This window comes from Ruegeria sp. HKCCA5929, from assembly GCF_013034525.1.
Taxonomy (GTDB): Bacteria; Pseudomonadota; Alphaproteobacteria; order Rhodobacterales; family Rhodobacteraceae; genus Ruegeria.
This window is the reverse complement of the sequence record NZ_WQGE01000009.1, coordinates 109,558-126,075: the sequence shown is the minus strand read 5'-3', so window position 1 is coordinate 126,075 and position 16,518 is coordinate 109,558. Positions and strand designations below refer to the sequence as shown.

At 57.3% G+C, this 16,518-nt stretch carries 16 protein-coding genes; 11 read left to right on the top strand and 5 right to left on the bottom strand.

Annotated elements, in window-relative coordinates; genetic code table 11:
• The first annotated feature begins 29 nt into the window (after nt 1–29).
• From rsfS to GOV90_RS18665, 3 genes are read left to right on the top strand one after another with little or no spacing between them, the layout of a single operon-like run.
• Nucleotides 30–389, top strand: a complete 360-nt coding sequence (rsfS, locus tag GOV90_RS18675; protein WP_058276550.1) for a ribosome silencing factor — start codon at nt 30–32, stop codon at nt 387–389.
• A 44-nt stretch (nt 390–433) separates the two neighbouring features.
• A complete protein-coding gene (gene rlmH / locus GOV90_RS18670) occupies nt 434–904 on the top strand; it encodes a 23S rRNA (pseudouridine(1915)-N(3))-methyltransferase RlmH (protein ID WP_171096591.1) in 471 nt (156 codons plus the stop codon).
• Nucleotide 905: 1 nt separating this feature from the next.
• Nucleotides 906–1,391, top strand: coding sequence for a flavodoxin family protein (locus tag GOV90_RS18665; RefSeq protein ID WP_171096589.1), 486 nt, complete (start codon nt 906–908; stop codon nt 1,389–1,391).
• A gap of 3 nt (nt 1,392–1,394) precedes the next feature.
• On the opposite strand, the gene GOV90_RS18660 is transcribed toward GOV90_RS18665, so the two are convergent.
• Together GOV90_RS18660 and GOV90_RS18655 are read right to left on the bottom strand one after the other, a co-directional pair.
• Nucleotides 1,395–1,772, bottom strand: coding sequence for a hypothetical protein (locus GOV90_RS18660; RefSeq protein ID WP_371732523.1), 378 nt, complete (start codon nt 1,770–1,772; stop codon nt 1,395–1,397).
• Nucleotides 1,773–1,777: 5 nt separating this feature from the next.
• A complete protein-coding gene (locus GOV90_RS18655) occupies nt 1,778–2,488 on the bottom strand; it encodes a DUF599 domain-containing protein (RefSeq protein ID WP_171096663.1) in 711 nt (236 codons plus the stop codon).
• Nucleotides 2,489–2,570: 82 nt separating this feature from the next.
• Between GOV90_RS18655 and GOV90_RS18650 the strand changes: the two genes are divergently transcribed.
• From GOV90_RS18650 to GOV90_RS18625, 6 genes are all read left to right on the top strand, one after another.
• Entirely contained in the window at nt 2,571–4,010 is a 1,440-nt protein-coding gene (locus tag GOV90_RS18650; protein ID WP_171096587.1) for an FAD-linked oxidase C-terminal domain-containing protein, read from the top strand.
• Between the two features lie 61 nt (nt 4,011–4,071).
• Complete coding sequence (locus GOV90_RS18645; protein ID WP_171096585.1) at nt 4,072–5,190, top strand: FAD-binding protein; 1,119 nt, start codon at nt 4,072–4,074, stop codon at nt 5,188–5,190.
• Nucleotides 5,191–5,194: 4 nt separating this feature from the next.
• Nucleotides 5,195–6,508, top strand: coding sequence for a glycolate oxidase subunit GlcF (gene glcF, locus GOV90_RS18640; protein WP_171096582.1), 1,314 nt, complete (start codon nt 5,195–5,197; stop codon nt 6,506–6,508).
• 117 nt (nt 6,509–6,625) lie between these two features.
• A complete protein-coding gene (locus tag GOV90_RS18635; protein ID WP_256367979.1) occupies nt 6,626–7,417 on the top strand; it encodes a trypsin-like peptidase domain-containing protein in 792 nt (263 codons plus the stop codon).
• On the top strand, nt 7,414–8,229 hold the full coding sequence (locus GOV90_RS18630) for a serine protease (RefSeq protein WP_171096580.1): 816 nt from the start codon (nt 7,414–7,416) through the stop codon (nt 8,227–8,229). The genes GOV90_RS18635 and GOV90_RS18630 overlap by 4 nt, the downstream gene beginning before the upstream one ends.
• 123 nt (nt 8,230–8,352) lie before the next feature.
• Nucleotides 8,353–8,820: an Hsp20 family protein gene (locus GOV90_RS18625; protein WP_171096579.1), complete on the top strand. Its 468-nt coding sequence runs from the start codon at nt 8,353–8,355 to the stop codon at nt 8,818–8,820.
• Nucleotides 8,821–9,021: 201 nt separating this feature from the next.
• Here the strand turns inward: GOV90_RS18625 and GOV90_RS18620 are convergent, their stop codons facing one another.
• The 3 genes from GOV90_RS18620 to GOV90_RS18610 all read right to left on the bottom strand — a co-directional run bounded on the left by GOV90_RS18620 (nt 9,022) and on the right by GOV90_RS18610 (nt 13,787).
• Nucleotides 9,022–9,771 (bottom strand): hypothetical protein, encoded by a 750-nt coding sequence (locus GOV90_RS18620; protein ID WP_171105918.1) that lies wholly within the window; start codon nt 9,769–9,771, stop codon nt 9,022–9,024.
• A gap of 228 nt (nt 9,772–9,999) precedes the next feature.
• Nucleotides 10,000–12,183, bottom strand: coding sequence for an esterase-like activity of phytase family protein (locus GOV90_RS18615; RefSeq protein ID WP_171096575.1), 2,184 nt, complete (start codon nt 12,181–12,183; stop codon nt 10,000–10,002).
• A gap of 128 nt (nt 12,184–12,311) precedes the next feature.
• Nucleotides 12,312–13,787, bottom strand: a complete 1,476-nt coding sequence (locus GOV90_RS18610; protein WP_171096572.1) for an NAD-dependent succinate-semialdehyde dehydrogenase — start codon at nt 13,785–13,787, stop codon at nt 12,312–12,314.
• Nucleotides 13,788–14,035: 248 nt separating this feature from the next.
• Here GOV90_RS18610 and GOV90_RS18605 point away from each other — a divergent pair, with 248 nt between their 5' ends.
• Both GOV90_RS18605 and GOV90_RS18600 read left to right on the top strand, forming a co-directional pair.
• The gene (locus GOV90_RS18605; protein ID WP_171096570.1) at nt 14,036–15,115 is read left to right on the top strand and encodes a hypothetical protein; all 1,080 of its coding nucleotides are present in this window, start codon (nt 14,036–14,038) and stop codon (nt 15,113–15,115) included.
• A 270-nt stretch (nt 15,116–15,385) separates the two neighbouring features.
• Nucleotides 15,386–16,504, top strand: a complete 1,119-nt coding sequence (locus tag GOV90_RS18600; protein WP_171096568.1) for a hypothetical protein — start codon at nt 15,386–15,388, stop codon at nt 16,502–16,504.
• Nucleotides 16,505–16,518 lie beyond the last annotated feature (14 nt).

Here is a 16,518-nt window from a genome sequence, read left to right as displayed (position 1 = left end):
GTTTGCCCGCCGATGAAGGGGTCAGTGTAATGGCCCACTCTCAGTCAATCAGCGACAAGCTGCTTGAGCGTATCCTTTCCTCACTTTCCGACGACAAGGCCGAAGACGTCGTGCAGATCAACCTGCAGGGCAAGTCTTCTGTCGCAGATCACATGGTGATCGCATCGGGTCGGTCGACCCGGCAGGTCTCGGCCATGGCGGAAAAACTGACGGATCGCATCAAGCAGGAATTCGGTTTCACCTCGAAGGTTGAAGGCAAGGATGCCGGCGACTGGGTGTTGATCGATACGGGCGACGTGATCGTCCATATCTTCCGCCCCGAAGTGCGTGAATTCTATCAGCTGGAAAAGATGTGGCTGCCTCAGGGCGGCAGCGCCTCGGCGAACTGAGGCGCCATCCTGGCCCGTATTGAGGGGCCGGAGGCGAGAGAGATATGCGTATCAGCATAGTTGCGGTCGGGCGAATGCGCGCCGGGCCCGAGAAGTCCCTGCTTGACGATTATCTGACCCGATTTGACCGGACCGGCCGTGCGCTGGGCCTTGGCCCCGCCCGCGTGATCGAAGTCGAAGACAAGAAAAATGCAGGCATGGGGGCCGAGGCCGCGCTACTGCGCAAAGCGCTGCCCAAGGGTGCGATGATCTGTACCTTGGACGAACGCGGACGGGTTATGTCCTCACCCGAATTTGCCAAAAAGCTGGGCGGCTGGCGCGATGCTGGGCGGCAAGATCTGGCGCTGATCATTGGTGGAGCGGACGGAATTGACTCTAATCTGCGGGCCGAGGCCGATTTTTCCATCTCATTTGGGTCAATGGTCTGGCCCCATATGCTAGTCCGTGTGATGCTGGCCGAGCAACTGTATCGGGCCGCAACCATTCTGTCGGGCGGCCCTTATCACCGGGTTTGACATGGCGCAGCTTCTGATCGTTTACCACTCGCGAACCGGAGGCGCGCGGCAGATGGCGGAAGCGGCGGCCGAGGCCGGGCGTGAAGAGGCAGATGTTGTTCTGAAATTCGCGGATCAGGCGGGACCTGAGGATTTGCTAGCCGCGGATGGCTATATCTTCTGCGCGCCCGAGAATCTGGCGGCGATTTCGGGTCTGATGAAGGAGTTTTTCGACCATTCGTATTATCCTGTCTTGGGTAAGCTCGAAGGTCGACCTTATGCGCAAATGGTCTGTGCTGGGTCCGACGGCGAAAATGCCGCGCGCCAAACCGCACGGATCGCGACCGGCTGGCGGTTGAAAGAGGTTCAGCCACCTTTGATCCTTTGCACATATGCACAAACGCCCGAAGCTATTTTGGCCGAAAAGACCATCCCTGAAGAACAGCTTGAGAAATGCCGCGAGATCGGGGCCGCGATGGCGGCGGGCTTGGCCCTTGGGGTGTTCTGAACTTCAGTTCAGGTCAATCAACGTTGTGTCTTCGCTCCAGCCACCGACATTGTCTCGTGCCTGAATCCGGACCTGCGTGGTGCCTTCGGGTATCGCCACACCGCTCAGCGAGCGGGTGAACGGCTGCTCATCCACATGCGGATGATGCAGGACACGCATCCCTAGTTCATTTCCATTCATGTCCAGCACACGCCAGCCATCGGCGTAGTCATCCCATCCGGTATCGGGATGACGGATCGTCACGTCGAAGCGCCATGTATCGCCGCTGCGGGTGGCCGCGACTTTTTCGATCGTTGGGGGGTCGGCAAAGGCAGGGCTGGCCAGGAAGGCGCTGAGAATCACATATCGCATGGCGCGAATGTACGGGTTATCGCGGCGCATCGGGATCACGTCTCTGTGTAAGGGGACTGGGATATCAGGATTGTGCGGGACTGCGAAGCAAACTCGCGTCGATACAAAACACCGAACGTGATTATGGTGCTCAGCATCAAAGCGATTGGCCCGAGGAACCATGCCAGTGAGGCCAGCGCAAAATAGGTGGCGCGCAGGCCACGGTTAAAGCTGCGGGCGGCTGTGACGCAAATTTCGGCCGATTGGGCGGCGCGTGGGTACGCTTGCGGGTCTTCGGGATCGTTCGGGACCGAGGCCATCAACACGGCGCAATACCCAAAAAGACGATGCGCCCAGACATATTTCAGGAACGCGTTGGCCAGCAGAAGTACGACAACAAGTATCTTGATCTCCCAAACCAAAGCGGGCGCGCTGCCTATCGCGAGGTCACTGGCCACCCCGGCAAGTCTTTCGGTATTGCCCAGCAGGGCCAGCCCGCCGCCGATGGCAATCATAGTAGTGGATGCAAAAAACGTGCTGCCTTGACGCATGGCGGCTACAACCTGTGCATCAAACATGCGCGGCTGGCGCGTTACCATCTCGCGCATCCAGTCGCGGCGGTAATTGTCCATCATTTGCGAGACAGATCGCCTCTGTGGCGACGGATGTTCGATCTTCCACCCGATCCACAGCCATGCGCCCAGCAGCAAGCCGAGGGCGGCGTAATCCAAAGGGGCAAACAAAGCGGCACGTTCGATCCAGGTCATAAGCGTGACACTAAAACTGAACGGAAGAACTTGCCAGATCATCAAATTGGTAATATTATTTTACCAAATTGGAGGATCAGCGATGGAAATGCCCCAGCCAAATCCCGATGTTCTTGCCCGCAAGCAAGTCGTTCTGGCGCGCTTGTTGCAGGTTTTGCCCGAAGATGCTGTGATTCACGATCCGGCTGAGACGAGGGCTTATGAATGTGACGCACTGACCGCCTATCGCTGTCCACCGATGCTGGCTGTTCTTCCGTCATCGACGCAGGACGTGTCCGAAGTCCTGCGAATCTGCCATGAAGAAGGGGTTCCTGTAGTGCCACGTGGTTCCGGCACGTCGCTGGCGGGTGGGGCCTTGCCGACGGCTGATTGTGTCATTCTGGGTGTCGCGCGAATGAATGATGTTCTGGAAACCGACTATGACAACCGGTTCATCCGCGTTCAGACCGGTCGTACCAATCTGAGCGTGACCGGTGCGGTCGAGGAAGAGGATTTCTTTTATGCGCCCGATCCGTCATCGCAATTGGCCTGTGCCATTGCGGGCAATATCGCGATGAATTCGGGTGGCGCGCATTGCCTTAAATACGGTGTGACCACGAATAACCTGCTGGGCGTGACCATGGTGATGATGGACGGCAGTGTCGTGGAAATCGGCGGCGGGCATCTGGATGCCTCTGGCCTGGACCTGCTGGGTGTTATTTGTGGCTCAGAGGGGCAGCTGGGTGTCGTGACCGAGGCCACGCTGCGCATTCTGCGTAAACCCGAAGGGGCGCGGCCGGTTCTGATGGGGTTTGATGACAATGAGGTCGCGGGTCAATGTGTCTCTGACATTATCAAATCGGGCATTTTGCCGGTGGCGATTGAATTCATGGACACGCTTTGTATCAGAGCCTGTGAAAATTTTGCTCATGCAGGGTATCCCGATTGCACCGCCTTGCTGATTGTCGAGGTCGAGGGCTCGGAGGCCGAGATCGACTATCAGTTGGCGAAGATCATAGAGATCGCCAAGCGCCACAATCCCGTTGAACTGCGTGAAAGCCAGTCAGCAGAGGAAAGCGCGAAGATTTGGCTGGGTCGCAAATCGGCTTTTGGCGCGATGGGTCAAATGAACGATTACATGTGTCTGGACGGCACCATCCCGGTATCCTCCTTGCCCGAGGTTCTGCGCCGGATCGGAGAGTTGAGCGAGGAATACGGCCTGCCCGTGGGCAATGTCTTCCACGCGGGTGACGGCAATATGCACCCCTTGATCCTGTTTGACGCCAACAAACCGGGCGATCTGGAGAAATGCGAAGCGTTTGGGGCAGATATCCTGAAGCTGTGTGTCGATGTAGGCGGATGCCTGACCGGAGAACATGGTGTCGGCATCGAAAAGCGGGATTTGATGGCGCATCAGTATGCGCCAGCTGATCTTGAGGCGCAGATGGCGATTAAAGATGTGTTCGATCCGCAGTGGTTGTTGAATCCCGCGAAGGTGTTCCCCTTGGACGCATCCGAGGCGCGACGCTTTGCGGCGGAATAGGGGCTCTGCCCCAATCGCGCAGGCGCGATTTCCCCGGAGTATTTATGAAAAGATGAAGCACATGAGACCTGAGACGGAAGACGAGTTGGCGGACCTGGTGGCCGGGTTGATCGGGCCGGTTCGGATAGCTGGGGGCGGTACACGCGGTGTGACCGGGCCGGGCCTTGAATTGAACGTTTCCGGGCTGAGCGGAATCACCCTTTATGAACCCGGTGCCCTTACACTTGTGGCCAAGGCAGGTACGCCGTTGGCCGAGATTGAGACCGCGCTGGACGCAGAAGGGCAACAACTGGCGTTTGAGCCGATGGACCATCGGGGATTGCTTGCAACTTCGGGCGAACCGACCATCGGTGGTGTTGTGGCGGCAAACGTATCTGGGCCGAGGCGGATACAGGCCGGGGCGTGTCGGGATTTTCTGTTGGGCGTTCGCTTTGTCGATGGGCGCGGTCATGTGGTCAAGAATGGCGGACGGGTGATGAAGAACGTTACCGGTTATGATCTGGTCAAGTTGATGGCCGGGTCATGGGGCACCTTGGGTGTGTTGACCGAGGTTTCGCTGAAAGTGCTGCCCAAGCCAGAGGCCGTTGCGACGCTTGTTTGGGAGGACTGCGGATGGGTCGAGACGTCCAAACTGTTTTGTGACGCGTTGGGATCGCCATACGAAGTCAACGGTGCGGCTCGGTTGCCCGAGGGCGGCGGCAAGCCGTCCCGGACGGTGCTGCGGATTGAGGGCTTTGACCAATCGGTCGAGTATCGCATTGCCAAGTTGCAGGAGTTTTTTGCGGAAATGAAGCCGGATCAGGTTGTCACTGTTGCGGCCGAAAACACCGCTATTTGGCGCGAAGTGCGTGATATCGAGCCCTTCGCCGACAAACCGGGCAATGTCTGGAAAACCTCGGTCAAACCGACTGACATGATCCGTGTGGTCGGTGACGCCAACCCGAACAGGGTTGTGGATTGGGGAGGGGGTCTGATCTGGACATTGGCACCGGAAGGCACTGATCTGCGATCTGAACTGAGTGATGTTGAGGGACATTCGACCTTGGTGCGCGCGGCCCCTGAAGACATGCAAAATCTGGGGCGGTTTCAGCCGGAAAATGCTGCTGTTTCGGCTCTAACACAAGGGATACGGGCAAGATTTGACCCGCGATCTGTGTTCAATCCGGGGCTCATGGGGTAGGGCGATGCAGACAACGTTTACGGAAAAACAGCTGGAAGATCCGGCGATCCAGCGCTCGAATGAGATTCTGCGCAGCTGTGTGCATTGTGGGTTTTGCACTGCGACCTGTCCCACCTATCAGGTGTTGGGGGATGAATTGGACAGCCCGCGCGGCCGTATTTACCTGATCAAGGACATGTTGGAAAACGAACGTGTCCCGGATGAAAAGACGGTCAAGCATATTGATCGCTGCCTGTCCTGTCTGGCCTGCATGACAACCTGTCCATCAGGTGTGCACTACATGCACCTGGTCGATCATGCGCGCGAATACATCGAGGCGAATTACAAACGTCCTTTAACGGATCGTATCCTGCGTTCGGTTCTGGCCCAAATCCTACCTTATCCGATGCGATTCCGTTGGGCCTTGATCGGAGCAAAGTTGGGCCGCCCGTTTCGGTTTCTGATGCCCGATGCCCGGTTGCGGGCCATGCTGGATATGGCCCCAAAGCACATCCCGCCGGTCAGTCGCAACGACGACCCACAAAGTTTTGCGCCCAAAGGAGACCGGAGAAAGCGCGTCGCGCTGATGACCGGCTGCGCGCAAAAGGCTCTAAATACCGACATTAACGATGCTACGATCCGGTTGCTGACGCGTTTGGGGTGCGAGGTTGTGGTGGCCGAAGGCGCCGGATGTTGCGGAGCCCTGACACACCATATGGGCAAAAGTCGTGAAAGCCACGCGGCTGCCGCAGCCAATATCATGGCCTGGACGCGCGAAATGGACGGTGACGGCCTAGACGCCATCGTTATCAACACGTCTGGCTGTGGAACAACGGTTAAAGACTATGGGCACATGTTCCGCAATGACCCTTTGGCCAAGGATGCGGCGCGTGTCGCGGGTATTGCCATGGATATCAGTGAGTTGGTCATGCAGCTGGACCTTCCTGAAGGGCGTGACCAAGACCTTACGGTTGCTTATCACGCAGCCTGTTCATTGCAGCACGGGCAAAAGATCAAGACCTATCCCAAGGATTTGCTGAAACGGGCCGGATTCAAAGTTGTTGAGCCTGCCGACAGCCATTTGTGCTGCGGTAGCGCTGGCACGTACAATCTGATGCAGCCCGAGATTTCGGGCCAGTTGAAACAGCGCAAGGTCAAAACGCTGGAAGCAAAAAAGCCGGACCTGATCGCCGCCGGAAACATCGGATGCATGATGCAGATCGGGTCGGGGACGCAATTGCCAGTCGTTCACACCGTCGAATTGCTGGATTGGGCGACTGGTGGCCCAAAGCCAAGATCCTTGCAACAGCAACGAGACCCAGTGCCGATCCTGAAGTAAAGCACATGATGCCGACCCGCATCAGTTGACCTGGATTTTCTGGCGGTTCCTGATTGCCCTATTTTCGCCCAACGCGACCCGTAGGACAAATAGGTAGAATGAGTCCCGGAGAACCGCGTGCGCAACTGGATCAAGGCGATTGTTTTCTGTGTCATGCCGATTGCGGCCACAGCGCAGGATACCGGGCTGGAAAGCCTGGACACCTCGGATTCCGGGCGAGAATGGATGGCCGTGGGACGGTTGGATATTGCCGGCAGAGGGTTTTGCACCGGAACGCTGGTGTCGCCAACCTTGGTGCTGACCGCAGCGCATTGCCTGTTTGACAAGGTTTCTGGGCAACGTATCAACCCTTCGGACATTGAGTTTCTGGCCGGTTGGCGTTTGGGGCGCGCTTTGGCCTATCGGACGGCGCGGCAAGCCGTGATCCATCCGGACTATCAATATGGTGCGGACTCGACGACCGACCGGGTGAGCGCAGATGTGGCCTTGATCGAACTGTGGCAACCAATCCGAAACACTGCCGTCATTCCATTTGAATCGGGGGATCAGCCGCGCCGTGGCGCAGAAGTTGGTGTGGTGTCTTATGCGCATGACCGGTCCGAGGCCCCTTCGCTGCAACAGGTCTGCTCGGTCATGAACCGGCAGCAGGGTGTCATGGTCATGTCTTGCGACGTCGATTTTGGCTCGTCCGGCGCACCGGTCTTTTCCTTTGCGGGCGGGCGTCCCCAGATCGTGTCGGTTGTTGCGGCCAAGGCCAGTTTGGACGGCCAGAACGTGGCAATTGGCACTGCTGTTGAACACTCGCTGCAATTGCTGCGCAATGAGTTGTCTGCCGGGCGTGGATTTGGGCTTTCAACGCCGGGATCCGGGTCGGGCAAGAATATCGGTGCAAGGTTTATTCGGCCATGATCAGAGTTTTACTGAGCCTCATTTTAGGTTTGTGCATTTTGGCAACCACGTCCCACGCGCAAGCGAACAAGCGCAAGTTGACGGACCGGGACGACCTTTACGGCTGGGAGGCGATAGGCCGATTGGACATAGGGGACGAGTCATTTTGTACGGGTACGCTGATCGCGCAGGACATGGTTCTGACAGCAGCGCATTGCGCAGTGGACGGGCGCACGGGAAAGGCATTTGCCCCAGAAGACATCACGTTTCGCGCAGGTCTCAGCAACGGCAACGCCCTGGCCGAGAGCCGGATCACGCAGGTCGCTATTCATCCCAGCTATGGCTCTAAACCACCGCTTTCCCATGATAGCGTTCGGATTGACGTCGCACTGTTGCGCCTCGATAAGCCCATCCCCTACTCTGTCGCAGATCCCTTTGCACTGTACAGCGGGCGTGTTCTGAGAAATGAGGTCAGCATTGCCTCTTATGGCCGCGGACGGTCTGAGGCGATTACACGGGAACGTTCGTGCCGTATCATTGATCGTCAGCAGGGTCTGATCCTGTTTGATTGTGACATCACCTTCGGCTCGTCCGGGTCCGCTATTTTGGCAAAGAACGGCTCGCGTTGGCAAATTCTGTCCGTTGTTTCGGCGGTTGGGACAAACGGCAACCGGAAAGTTGGATTTGGCATGGAACTTGACGGGATCGTCTCTGAGCTTAAGGCGATCATGCGGCGCGATGCGCCGCAGCCAAAAGCGTCGATCCGCCGGTTGCAGGTGGGGTCCGGTAAGTCCGGGTCTGGTGCGAAATTCATCAGCTCTGGCGGGGGTTGAACTCGGTCAAATCGCTACCCATGTGAAGTGTATCGGATCGCCACAACGGGGTCCGGTATCAATCACTGCCCGTCCAGTTGGAGGGCACAAATCGTAATTCGCTCGAGGATGAGGATACGACACATGCGTACATTTGACTTTGCACCGCTGCACCGCGCCACCATTGGCTTTGATCAGATCGCCGATATGATGGATCGCGTTCTGACCAATGATGTGGCTCAGCCCAGCTACCCCCCCTACAACATCGAAAAAACCGATGCCGACACCTACAGGATTTCCGTCGCCGTCGCCGGTTTTTCCGAAGCAGACCTGTCTGTTGAAGTGAAAGAAAACTCGCTGGTCGTGGCTGGCAAGAAAGCCGCCGAGGACAAAGACCGCAGCTATCTGCACCGTGGCATCGCCACCCGCGCGTTCGAGCGTCGTTTTGCACTGGCCGACCACGTCCGCGTCACGGGCGCCAGCCACGAAAACGGCATGCTGAACATCGACCTGAAGCGCGAAGTGCCCGAGGCGCTGAAACCGCGCCGGATCGAGATCTCATCGGCCAAGGCCATTGAAAAAGACGTCGTTGACGCCAAGGCCGTCAACTAACACGCCTGAAAAGCTTTGCGGCAGTCGCCTCCTCCCAGGCAGTCGCAACACACGCCCCGCGTTCCTCCAGACGCGGGGCGATGTATTTGATAGATGTATCTGAATCAGCCAAACCGGATTTCAAAACAAAACCGGCACCCACATTGATGTGAGCACCTTTCCATTGGCGCGGTTTTACTATCGAAGCGCCCCTGTGCCTGATCAGGTTGAAGTTCTTCGCCTGCGGTTGGCCACTAACCCAAGTCCAAGCAGGCCCGCTCCCAGCATCAGGATCGATGGTGGAATGGGAACTGCGGCAACCTGCATCCCGTCAATTGAGAAGCCGTCATTCAAAAAAGCATTGGCCCCACCTTGCGTGGAATAGTTGGCAAGGGAGATAGATGCAGAGTTGGTCGGCCCTCCGAAATCAATTGTAACCAATTTGATGTTGCCATCTGCCAATTTGCCACCGGTGCGGAGTTCAAAATCGCTTCCACCTGCCGATATACGCAAAAAACCACCCGCATCGCTGGCATCGGTCAGCGCAAAAGCCAGTTTGTCGAACGCTTTTCCGCCAGCGAGTGCCACGTCCCATTGGATGCCTGAAGTATCATTGCTGTCCAGGAACCAAGATCCCCCGCTAGGTGACAGGTTTTGGCGTCCAAAAACACTTCCTGAGCGCAAGGCAAGCTGGGTACCTGTGTTGCCGGACAGCCCGGACACTGTACCGCCTGAACCTGTACCGCCAAGAGTTGAGAACGTTCCCACAGTGGTCGAGAACCCGTTGGCAACTTCTCCTTGACCAAGAGCTGCGCCCAATGACTCAAAGTCTTCTGACACGCCGTGGCCGGAACCGAAAATCGTATTGTAGGATGTCGGAACGTAGTCGATCACGTTTATCGACACTGCATGCGCACTAACGGCAAAAAGTGAAGAGAAGCTTGCAGCTAAAATTAGACAAGACAATTTCATAACGTAACACCCCACAACCCTTGGATAATCATAGCTCAAAAGCCTGAAAACACGAAGCATTCCTTAATAAACTTAGAGCTTCTTTTCGCATTGAACAGTATATCTCAACAAAATAGGCATGTTAGTCGAATTATTGAATGTGAGTAAGTCCTCTTTTGGCGCAACAATTCAAAGAGGTATGGCCCTGCGCAAGCATTGCACAGGGCCAGAGTGGCATTGAACAGAGAATCAATTCCCAGCCGTCACTGACCCGATCGACCAGAACATCGTCTCGCCTGACGCATCGTCGACACCATCATTGTCGGTCATCACAAACGCCTCGCCCGAAGGTAGAATGGCCAGACCTTCGATCTTGTCCAGAACGTATCCGCCGGTTGAGGTCAGGTCGGGCAGCAGGTCGCGGACCTCTTGCTTGCTGACCACTGGCAATGCGCCACCCAGCGGGGCCGGGGTCATTTCGGACAGCGGGATGCGGTAGATCTTTTTGGTTACGGCGCGGTGGTCGTGCTGGTTGTCGCGCTCGATGACATAGACATGATCACCAAAGGCCACGATTTCCGACAGGCCGACCCAACCTTTTTCGGGGTCCGTCTTGGGGTAATGCACGGCACCCCACTCCTTGGTCTCAAGGTTGTAGGCCACCAGTTTCACGTGGTTCTCAGGGTCGTCTTTCCATTCGCGCTGTACAGCCATCCACAGGGTATCGCCTACCTTGGTGATGCCCTCAAAACCAAAGCGTTTTTCAACGGCCATCAGTTCCGGCGGTAGTCCGATCTCGCCCTTGCGGTCCTTGATCAGACCGTCAGCCGAGACGTGATAGATCGCGTGCGGGATGACGCGGTCGGTGCGACCTTCGGAGGCGACGTAAAAGCCACCCTTGCCGTCCAGCGTGATGCCCTCCAGATCCAGCTTCTGCGCCGGATTACCGTCCTGACGGTGAATGCGGATCACGTCCACGATCCGTGCCGGGCTCTGGCTGGGGTCGATCTTGAAGATCGACGGCTGGAAGCCATAAAAGCTGTCATTGACCGCATAGATCATGCCGTCTTCATCCGCGACCAGACCGGAGAGAGCTCCCCATCCAATAAGCTCATCCGCACCAGCGGAGGTCAGGTGCGGATAGTTGGCCGGGGCGTCCTGATACTCAAAGATCGAAACATGCGCGCGCGGGCCGCCATCTTCGATCAGGTCTTTCTCGTTGGCCGAGATCAGAAGGTTGCGTTCGGGAATCGCCACATAACCTTCCGGGCCAACGCCGGAAGGCAGCAGCTGTTTCAGCACCGGGTTGGCCGGATCGGTGGCGTCATAGACACCCACGACCGAGGCGCGCTCGGCCCCGACGAAGATCATCGGTGTGCCCCCGAATGTGGCTGCGGTCACGCTTTCCGGCTCAACGCCTTTGCTGTCTGAACGCTTGTCGGGGTAGTGGCCGATCTGGATGATGGCCTTCTCGAAATCGGTGCCGTTTTCATAAACAACGGTCCCGTCTTTGTGGAAGATCGTCCAACCGCGCGACCCGCCTTCATAGTCACCTTCGTTGGCGGTCGCGAAGTGATTGTCGTCGATCCATTTCACCGCGTCCGGTTCACGCAAACGGCCCTGCTGGCTTTCGGTGAAGATCAGCGCGCCGCGCTCATCAGTGGCGTCGATGCCTTCGAGATCAACCGCGCCTGCAGAGAAATGGCTGACCACGTTGCCGTCCCTGTCGACCACTGCGATGTGGTTGTTTTCCTGCAAAGTGACGACGGTTTCGCCGAGGGCGTTGATGTCGACAAACTCCGGCTCAGGGTCAGTCGGCGCGACCTCTGCCAAACCGGTCAGAGCGGCCATCTTCATGCCAGCGCAATCCAGCGCGCCGTCTTTCAGCGGCACGAGTGCAAGCGATCCGGCAGGCAGCTGCGGGATGATGCCGTCATTCAGGTCTTCGTCGCGTTCGTTTTCAATGGCGACGGCGACAAAGCTGCCATCGGAGGCGATGGCGACGCTGTCGGGCTGACCGCCCAGATCACAGGTGCCGGTTTCGGCCTTACCCGCGATATCAACCGAAATCAGCTTGCCGGACGGGGCGGTATAGCTTTCTGACGTGTTCACGCCCACAAAAGCCGTCGCGCCAACGATACCCACGGATGTCGGCTCGCCGCCCACCTCCATCGCACCCAACGGGGCCGGGTTTGCAGGCTTGGTTATATCGATCATGCCGATCACGCCCAGCGGGCTGTCGGTGTAGACCAACGTCATGCCGTCAGCGGTGGCCGCGATGATCTCGGGCGAGGTCTCACGGGTTGTATCCGCTCCCTCGGCCATGTTCTTGACGACCGGGAAGGACGCAATTCGGTTGAAGTTCATCTCTGCCACGGCCTGACCAGCGGTCAGGGCAAGGGCAGAGGTCAGGCAGGCAAAACGCAAAGGCATCGTTGAGTATCCCCTCTCAGTTGGATGAGAGGGGGATGAACGCAGGTCATTGCAGGGATGTGACGGTTTATTTGCAGTTTTATGACAAACCGAAAGGCCCCAACGCGATGCACCGGGGCTTTGTCAGATTAAACAGACAGGCAGACGTATTTCATTTCCAGATAGTCTTCCATGCCGTGATGGCTGCCTTCGCGGCCCAGACCGGATTGCTTGACGCCACCAAACGGGCCCAGCTCGGTTGAGATGATACCGGTGTTCACACCGACGATGCCATATTCCAGCGCCTCGGCCACTTTGTAGACGCGGCTCAGGTCCTTGGCATAGAAATACGAGGCCAGACCAAAGATCGTATCATTCGCCATGGCGATGACATCGTCTTCATCGTCGAACTTGAACAACGGGGCCAGCGGACCAAAGGTTTCGTCCTGAGCCACCATCATGTCCTGGGTCACGCCCGTCACGATGGTCGGCTGGAAGAAGGTACCGCCCAGATCGTGGGGCAAGCCGCCGGTCAGAACAGCACCGCCCTTGTCGGTTACGTCCTTGATATGCTCTTCAACCTTGGCAACGGCTTCAGCGTTGATCAGCGGGCCGGTTGTGGTTCCGTCTGTCAGACCGTCACCAACTTTCAGCGCCTCAACAGCGGCTTTCAGCTTGGCGGCAAAGGCATCGTAGACACCGGCCTGCACGTAGATACGGTTTGCGCAGACGCAGGTTTGACCGTTGTTGCGAAACTTGCACATCATCGCGCCTTCGACCGCTGCATCCAGATCGGCGTCGTCAAACACGATGAACGGCGCGTTGCCGCCCAGTTCCATCGAGCATTTCATCACCTGATCGGCGGCCTGTTTCAGCAGGATGCGCCCAACCTCGGTCGAACCGGTAAAGGTCAGCTTGCGCACACCGGGGTTCTCGCAGAATTCCTTGCCGATTTCGCTGGCGCGTGACGAGGGTACGACGTTGAACACACCAGCCGGAATGCCGGCCTTTTCCGCCAATACGGCCAGAACCAGCGCAGACAGGGGTGTTTCCTTCGCTGGACGTGCCACAAAGGCGCAACCCGCAGCAAGGGCGGGCCCGGCCTTGCGGGTGATCATCGCGTTGGGAAAGTTCCATGGTGTGATCGACGCAGCAACACCGATGGGCTGTTTCAAAACCATGATCCGCTTGTCACGCTGGTGACCCGGGATCATCTCGCCATAGACACGTTTGGCTTCTTCACCAAAGAACTCGATGAAGGAGGCGCCGTATCCGATTTCACCAATCGCCTCGGCAAGGGGTTTGCCTTGCTCGGCCGTCAGAATCTTGCCCAGATCCTCAGCGTTTTCCATCATCAGATCGAACCAGCGGCGCAGGATCACTGCGCGTTCCTTGCCGGTCAGCTTGGCCCACTCTTTTTGTGCGGCCTCAGCCTGTGCAATCGCGCCTGCCACCTGAGCACGGCTGACATCGGTCACCTCGGCCACCACGTCGCCGCGGGCGGGGTTGGTCACTTCAAAAGTACCATTGTCCCCATCCACCCACTGGCCGCCGATATAGGCCCTGGTCGCCAAAAGGTCGGGGTTTTTCAAAAGAGATTTCAGATCGGTTGTCGCGTCCAGCATGGGTCAGCCTCCGGCAGGAATTTTGTTCAACGCACCCAATCAGGTGGGGTCTTGATTGTCTATGTCCACAATGGTGGTCGGATCAATCCAGATTTGACCCATTGCCACCGAAGCAGCTCGGCAATTCGCGCCTATCTTTTTCAGGCTGAGTTTGCCAAGGTTCAGGGGATTTTTGACTCGCAGGGGATGTAAATAGCCGTAACATTCCCTATCTTATTGGGTAATAGAATAAAAAAGGGATAGAACCGATGTCGAACCAGCAATTTGAGGCGCTGATTAAAGAAACGCAAACCAAGGTGCGCGAAAGTCAGTCGCAGATCGAAGGGCTGACATCGCGCATCGAAGCAGCGCGGGCCAAGATCGGTACCGCCGAGGCCGATATCGACATCGAAAACGCCACGCTTGAGGATGTGCACGCTCATACCGAGGTGATGAACGCCAATATCGCCGAGTTGATCATGGGTCTGGACGACGTCACCAACGCGTTTTCCAAGGATTTCGACGAAATGCGCTCGAAAACCGGGTGGGAGTCGTTTGTCGGCATCTTCTCGAAAGGCAAATCCGAGTCGATGCGGCAGGAACGGATGCGCACTGCCAATATCGACGACAAGCTGCAGGACCTGATCGCCAAATCCGACGTGATCGTGAAATTGCTGCAAGGGCAATTGTCGGTGCTGGAAGAACAGCGTGTGAAGGTTGAGGACAACCTGACCGTGACATTGGACGATCGCGAGGCAACGGTGGCCGAGCTTGAAGCTTTGCGTACTGAAATTCAAGGAATGGATCCGACGATCATCACGCTGGAGAACAAGATCAGCGTCGAACAGGATGCCGCCGCGCGGACCCAGTTAGAGACTGAATTGGCCGAGCTGAACAAGCAATACAACGCCAAGGTTCAGGAAGAGCAGGTCAAGCTGGCCAAGTCGCAGACGCTGGAACGCTATATCGAAAAAGGCAAGACCTGGGTCGATTCGTTGCAGAACCAGGCGGCGACACAGATGGTGCTGATCAACAAGCTGCAGACAGACACGCAGCAGCGCGTGGTGCTGTATGACGCCCTGACCAAATCGCTGAAAACCGCACAGCAGCAGGACGTGGCCCACCGCATCAACGAGATCGGCGTGCAGACCGACCAAGAGGCGCAAACCGCCATGGCCGCCATCGGCACCGCGACCAACCAGAAAATGGCCGACATGCTTGAAGCGCATGAGGACCACATGGTTTTTGCCCGCGACGTGCTGGAGAAAAAGGCCAAGGCGGACGAACGCTTTGCCCGCCGGTTTGCGTCTATTGTCGAGAAGCATGATAAGAATTTGTATGGCGGATGAAGTGGTTTAGCCGAAAAGACGTACGGCTTCTCAGGATTGGCCTCTTTCTCGTAGTTTGGCCGATCCCGATTTATGGCCTTACAGCTCTTTTGCATAAATTGGGTGCTGAAGGCGGAACTTATAAGCTGCTCGGTTTTCTCACTCTATATGGCGGGCCGGTTAGCATAATCTTCGGGCTTATCATCTTCGCGTTGTACCTGATCTCAGACGTTTTTCTCCTGCCATGGCGGCTCAATCAATGCCGTGGAACTGGTTGTAGTGAATCCAAAAATGACTAACCCCACCCAAGACCATGTTGGCCTGACCGACACCTTCGCCTCGCGCCGCTATTTCCGCAAATTCGAGGTGATCACCGTCCACCTTCTGCGCGTGGCCGCGACGATGGAGGCCGAGGGCGCGATCAGCAAGCAAGAGGTGCGGATCATCTCGCGTTATCTCTCGGGACTGCTCTACACGTTCCGGGCGCTCAGCATGAAATACCTGCTGGTCGGGCGCGATACGGGGCGGTTCTTTGGCAGTCTCGCCATGGACAAGCGCGACAGTGGGTTTCCGGTGGCGGCCGAATTGCTGACCATGGCCAATGACGCGCAGCAGGCGCAGGTGCATCTGGCGAATATGCCCTCGGAAGACGACCTGAAAACCGACATGGTGCGGACGATTATTGGCGACCGAGAGATCCCCACCAAGCTGCAATTCGCGCTGTCGCAAAGGCTCTATTATGAAGAATTACTGAAAGGTCAGCTGTTCTGGGCCCGCAACGATCCCGAATGCCATTGGATCGGGAATGAGGGGGATCGGCGCAAGTTCATGATCCATTGGGCAGTCTATGACAGCCAGATCAACCTGCCGGTCATCTACCTGATGCAGTTGGAAGACAGCGGCAAGACGGCCCTGCCCAAAGACCAGCGCCGCTGGCCCGAGGTGCAGGCCCATCTGATGGCGCAGTCTTTGGGCGGGTTGAAACTGGTGACCATCGCCAAAGGCTTTGATCAGGATTTTGACGACCTGCACCCCAAACACCTGCGCCGCATTCATGTGGGGCCAATGTATTCCTCGGCCTATACCGAGCAATCCGGGCCTTTGCGGCAGGTGTTGGAGGACGCACAGGCCCCCGAAGGTCAAGATTGGGCGTTGGCCTGGACCACCGAGGAACTGGAAAGCGAACAGGTGATCGAGGAACGCGCCGGGTGGTTTTCCACCGTTGAACGCGAGATCTTCGCGCTGGACCCCTTTGGCGGTCAGGGGGCCGAGACCGGGGCGACGCGCACCCAGCGGTCGATCATCCTGCCCCAACGCCCGTTTCAGGTTCTGGCCGAGCGCAACCCACCGGGGTTTGCCGATGTGAACAAGTTTGTCGTCAGCAAAGCGGGGCAGGTTTTGCGCTATTAGTTTCGCCTTCGGCG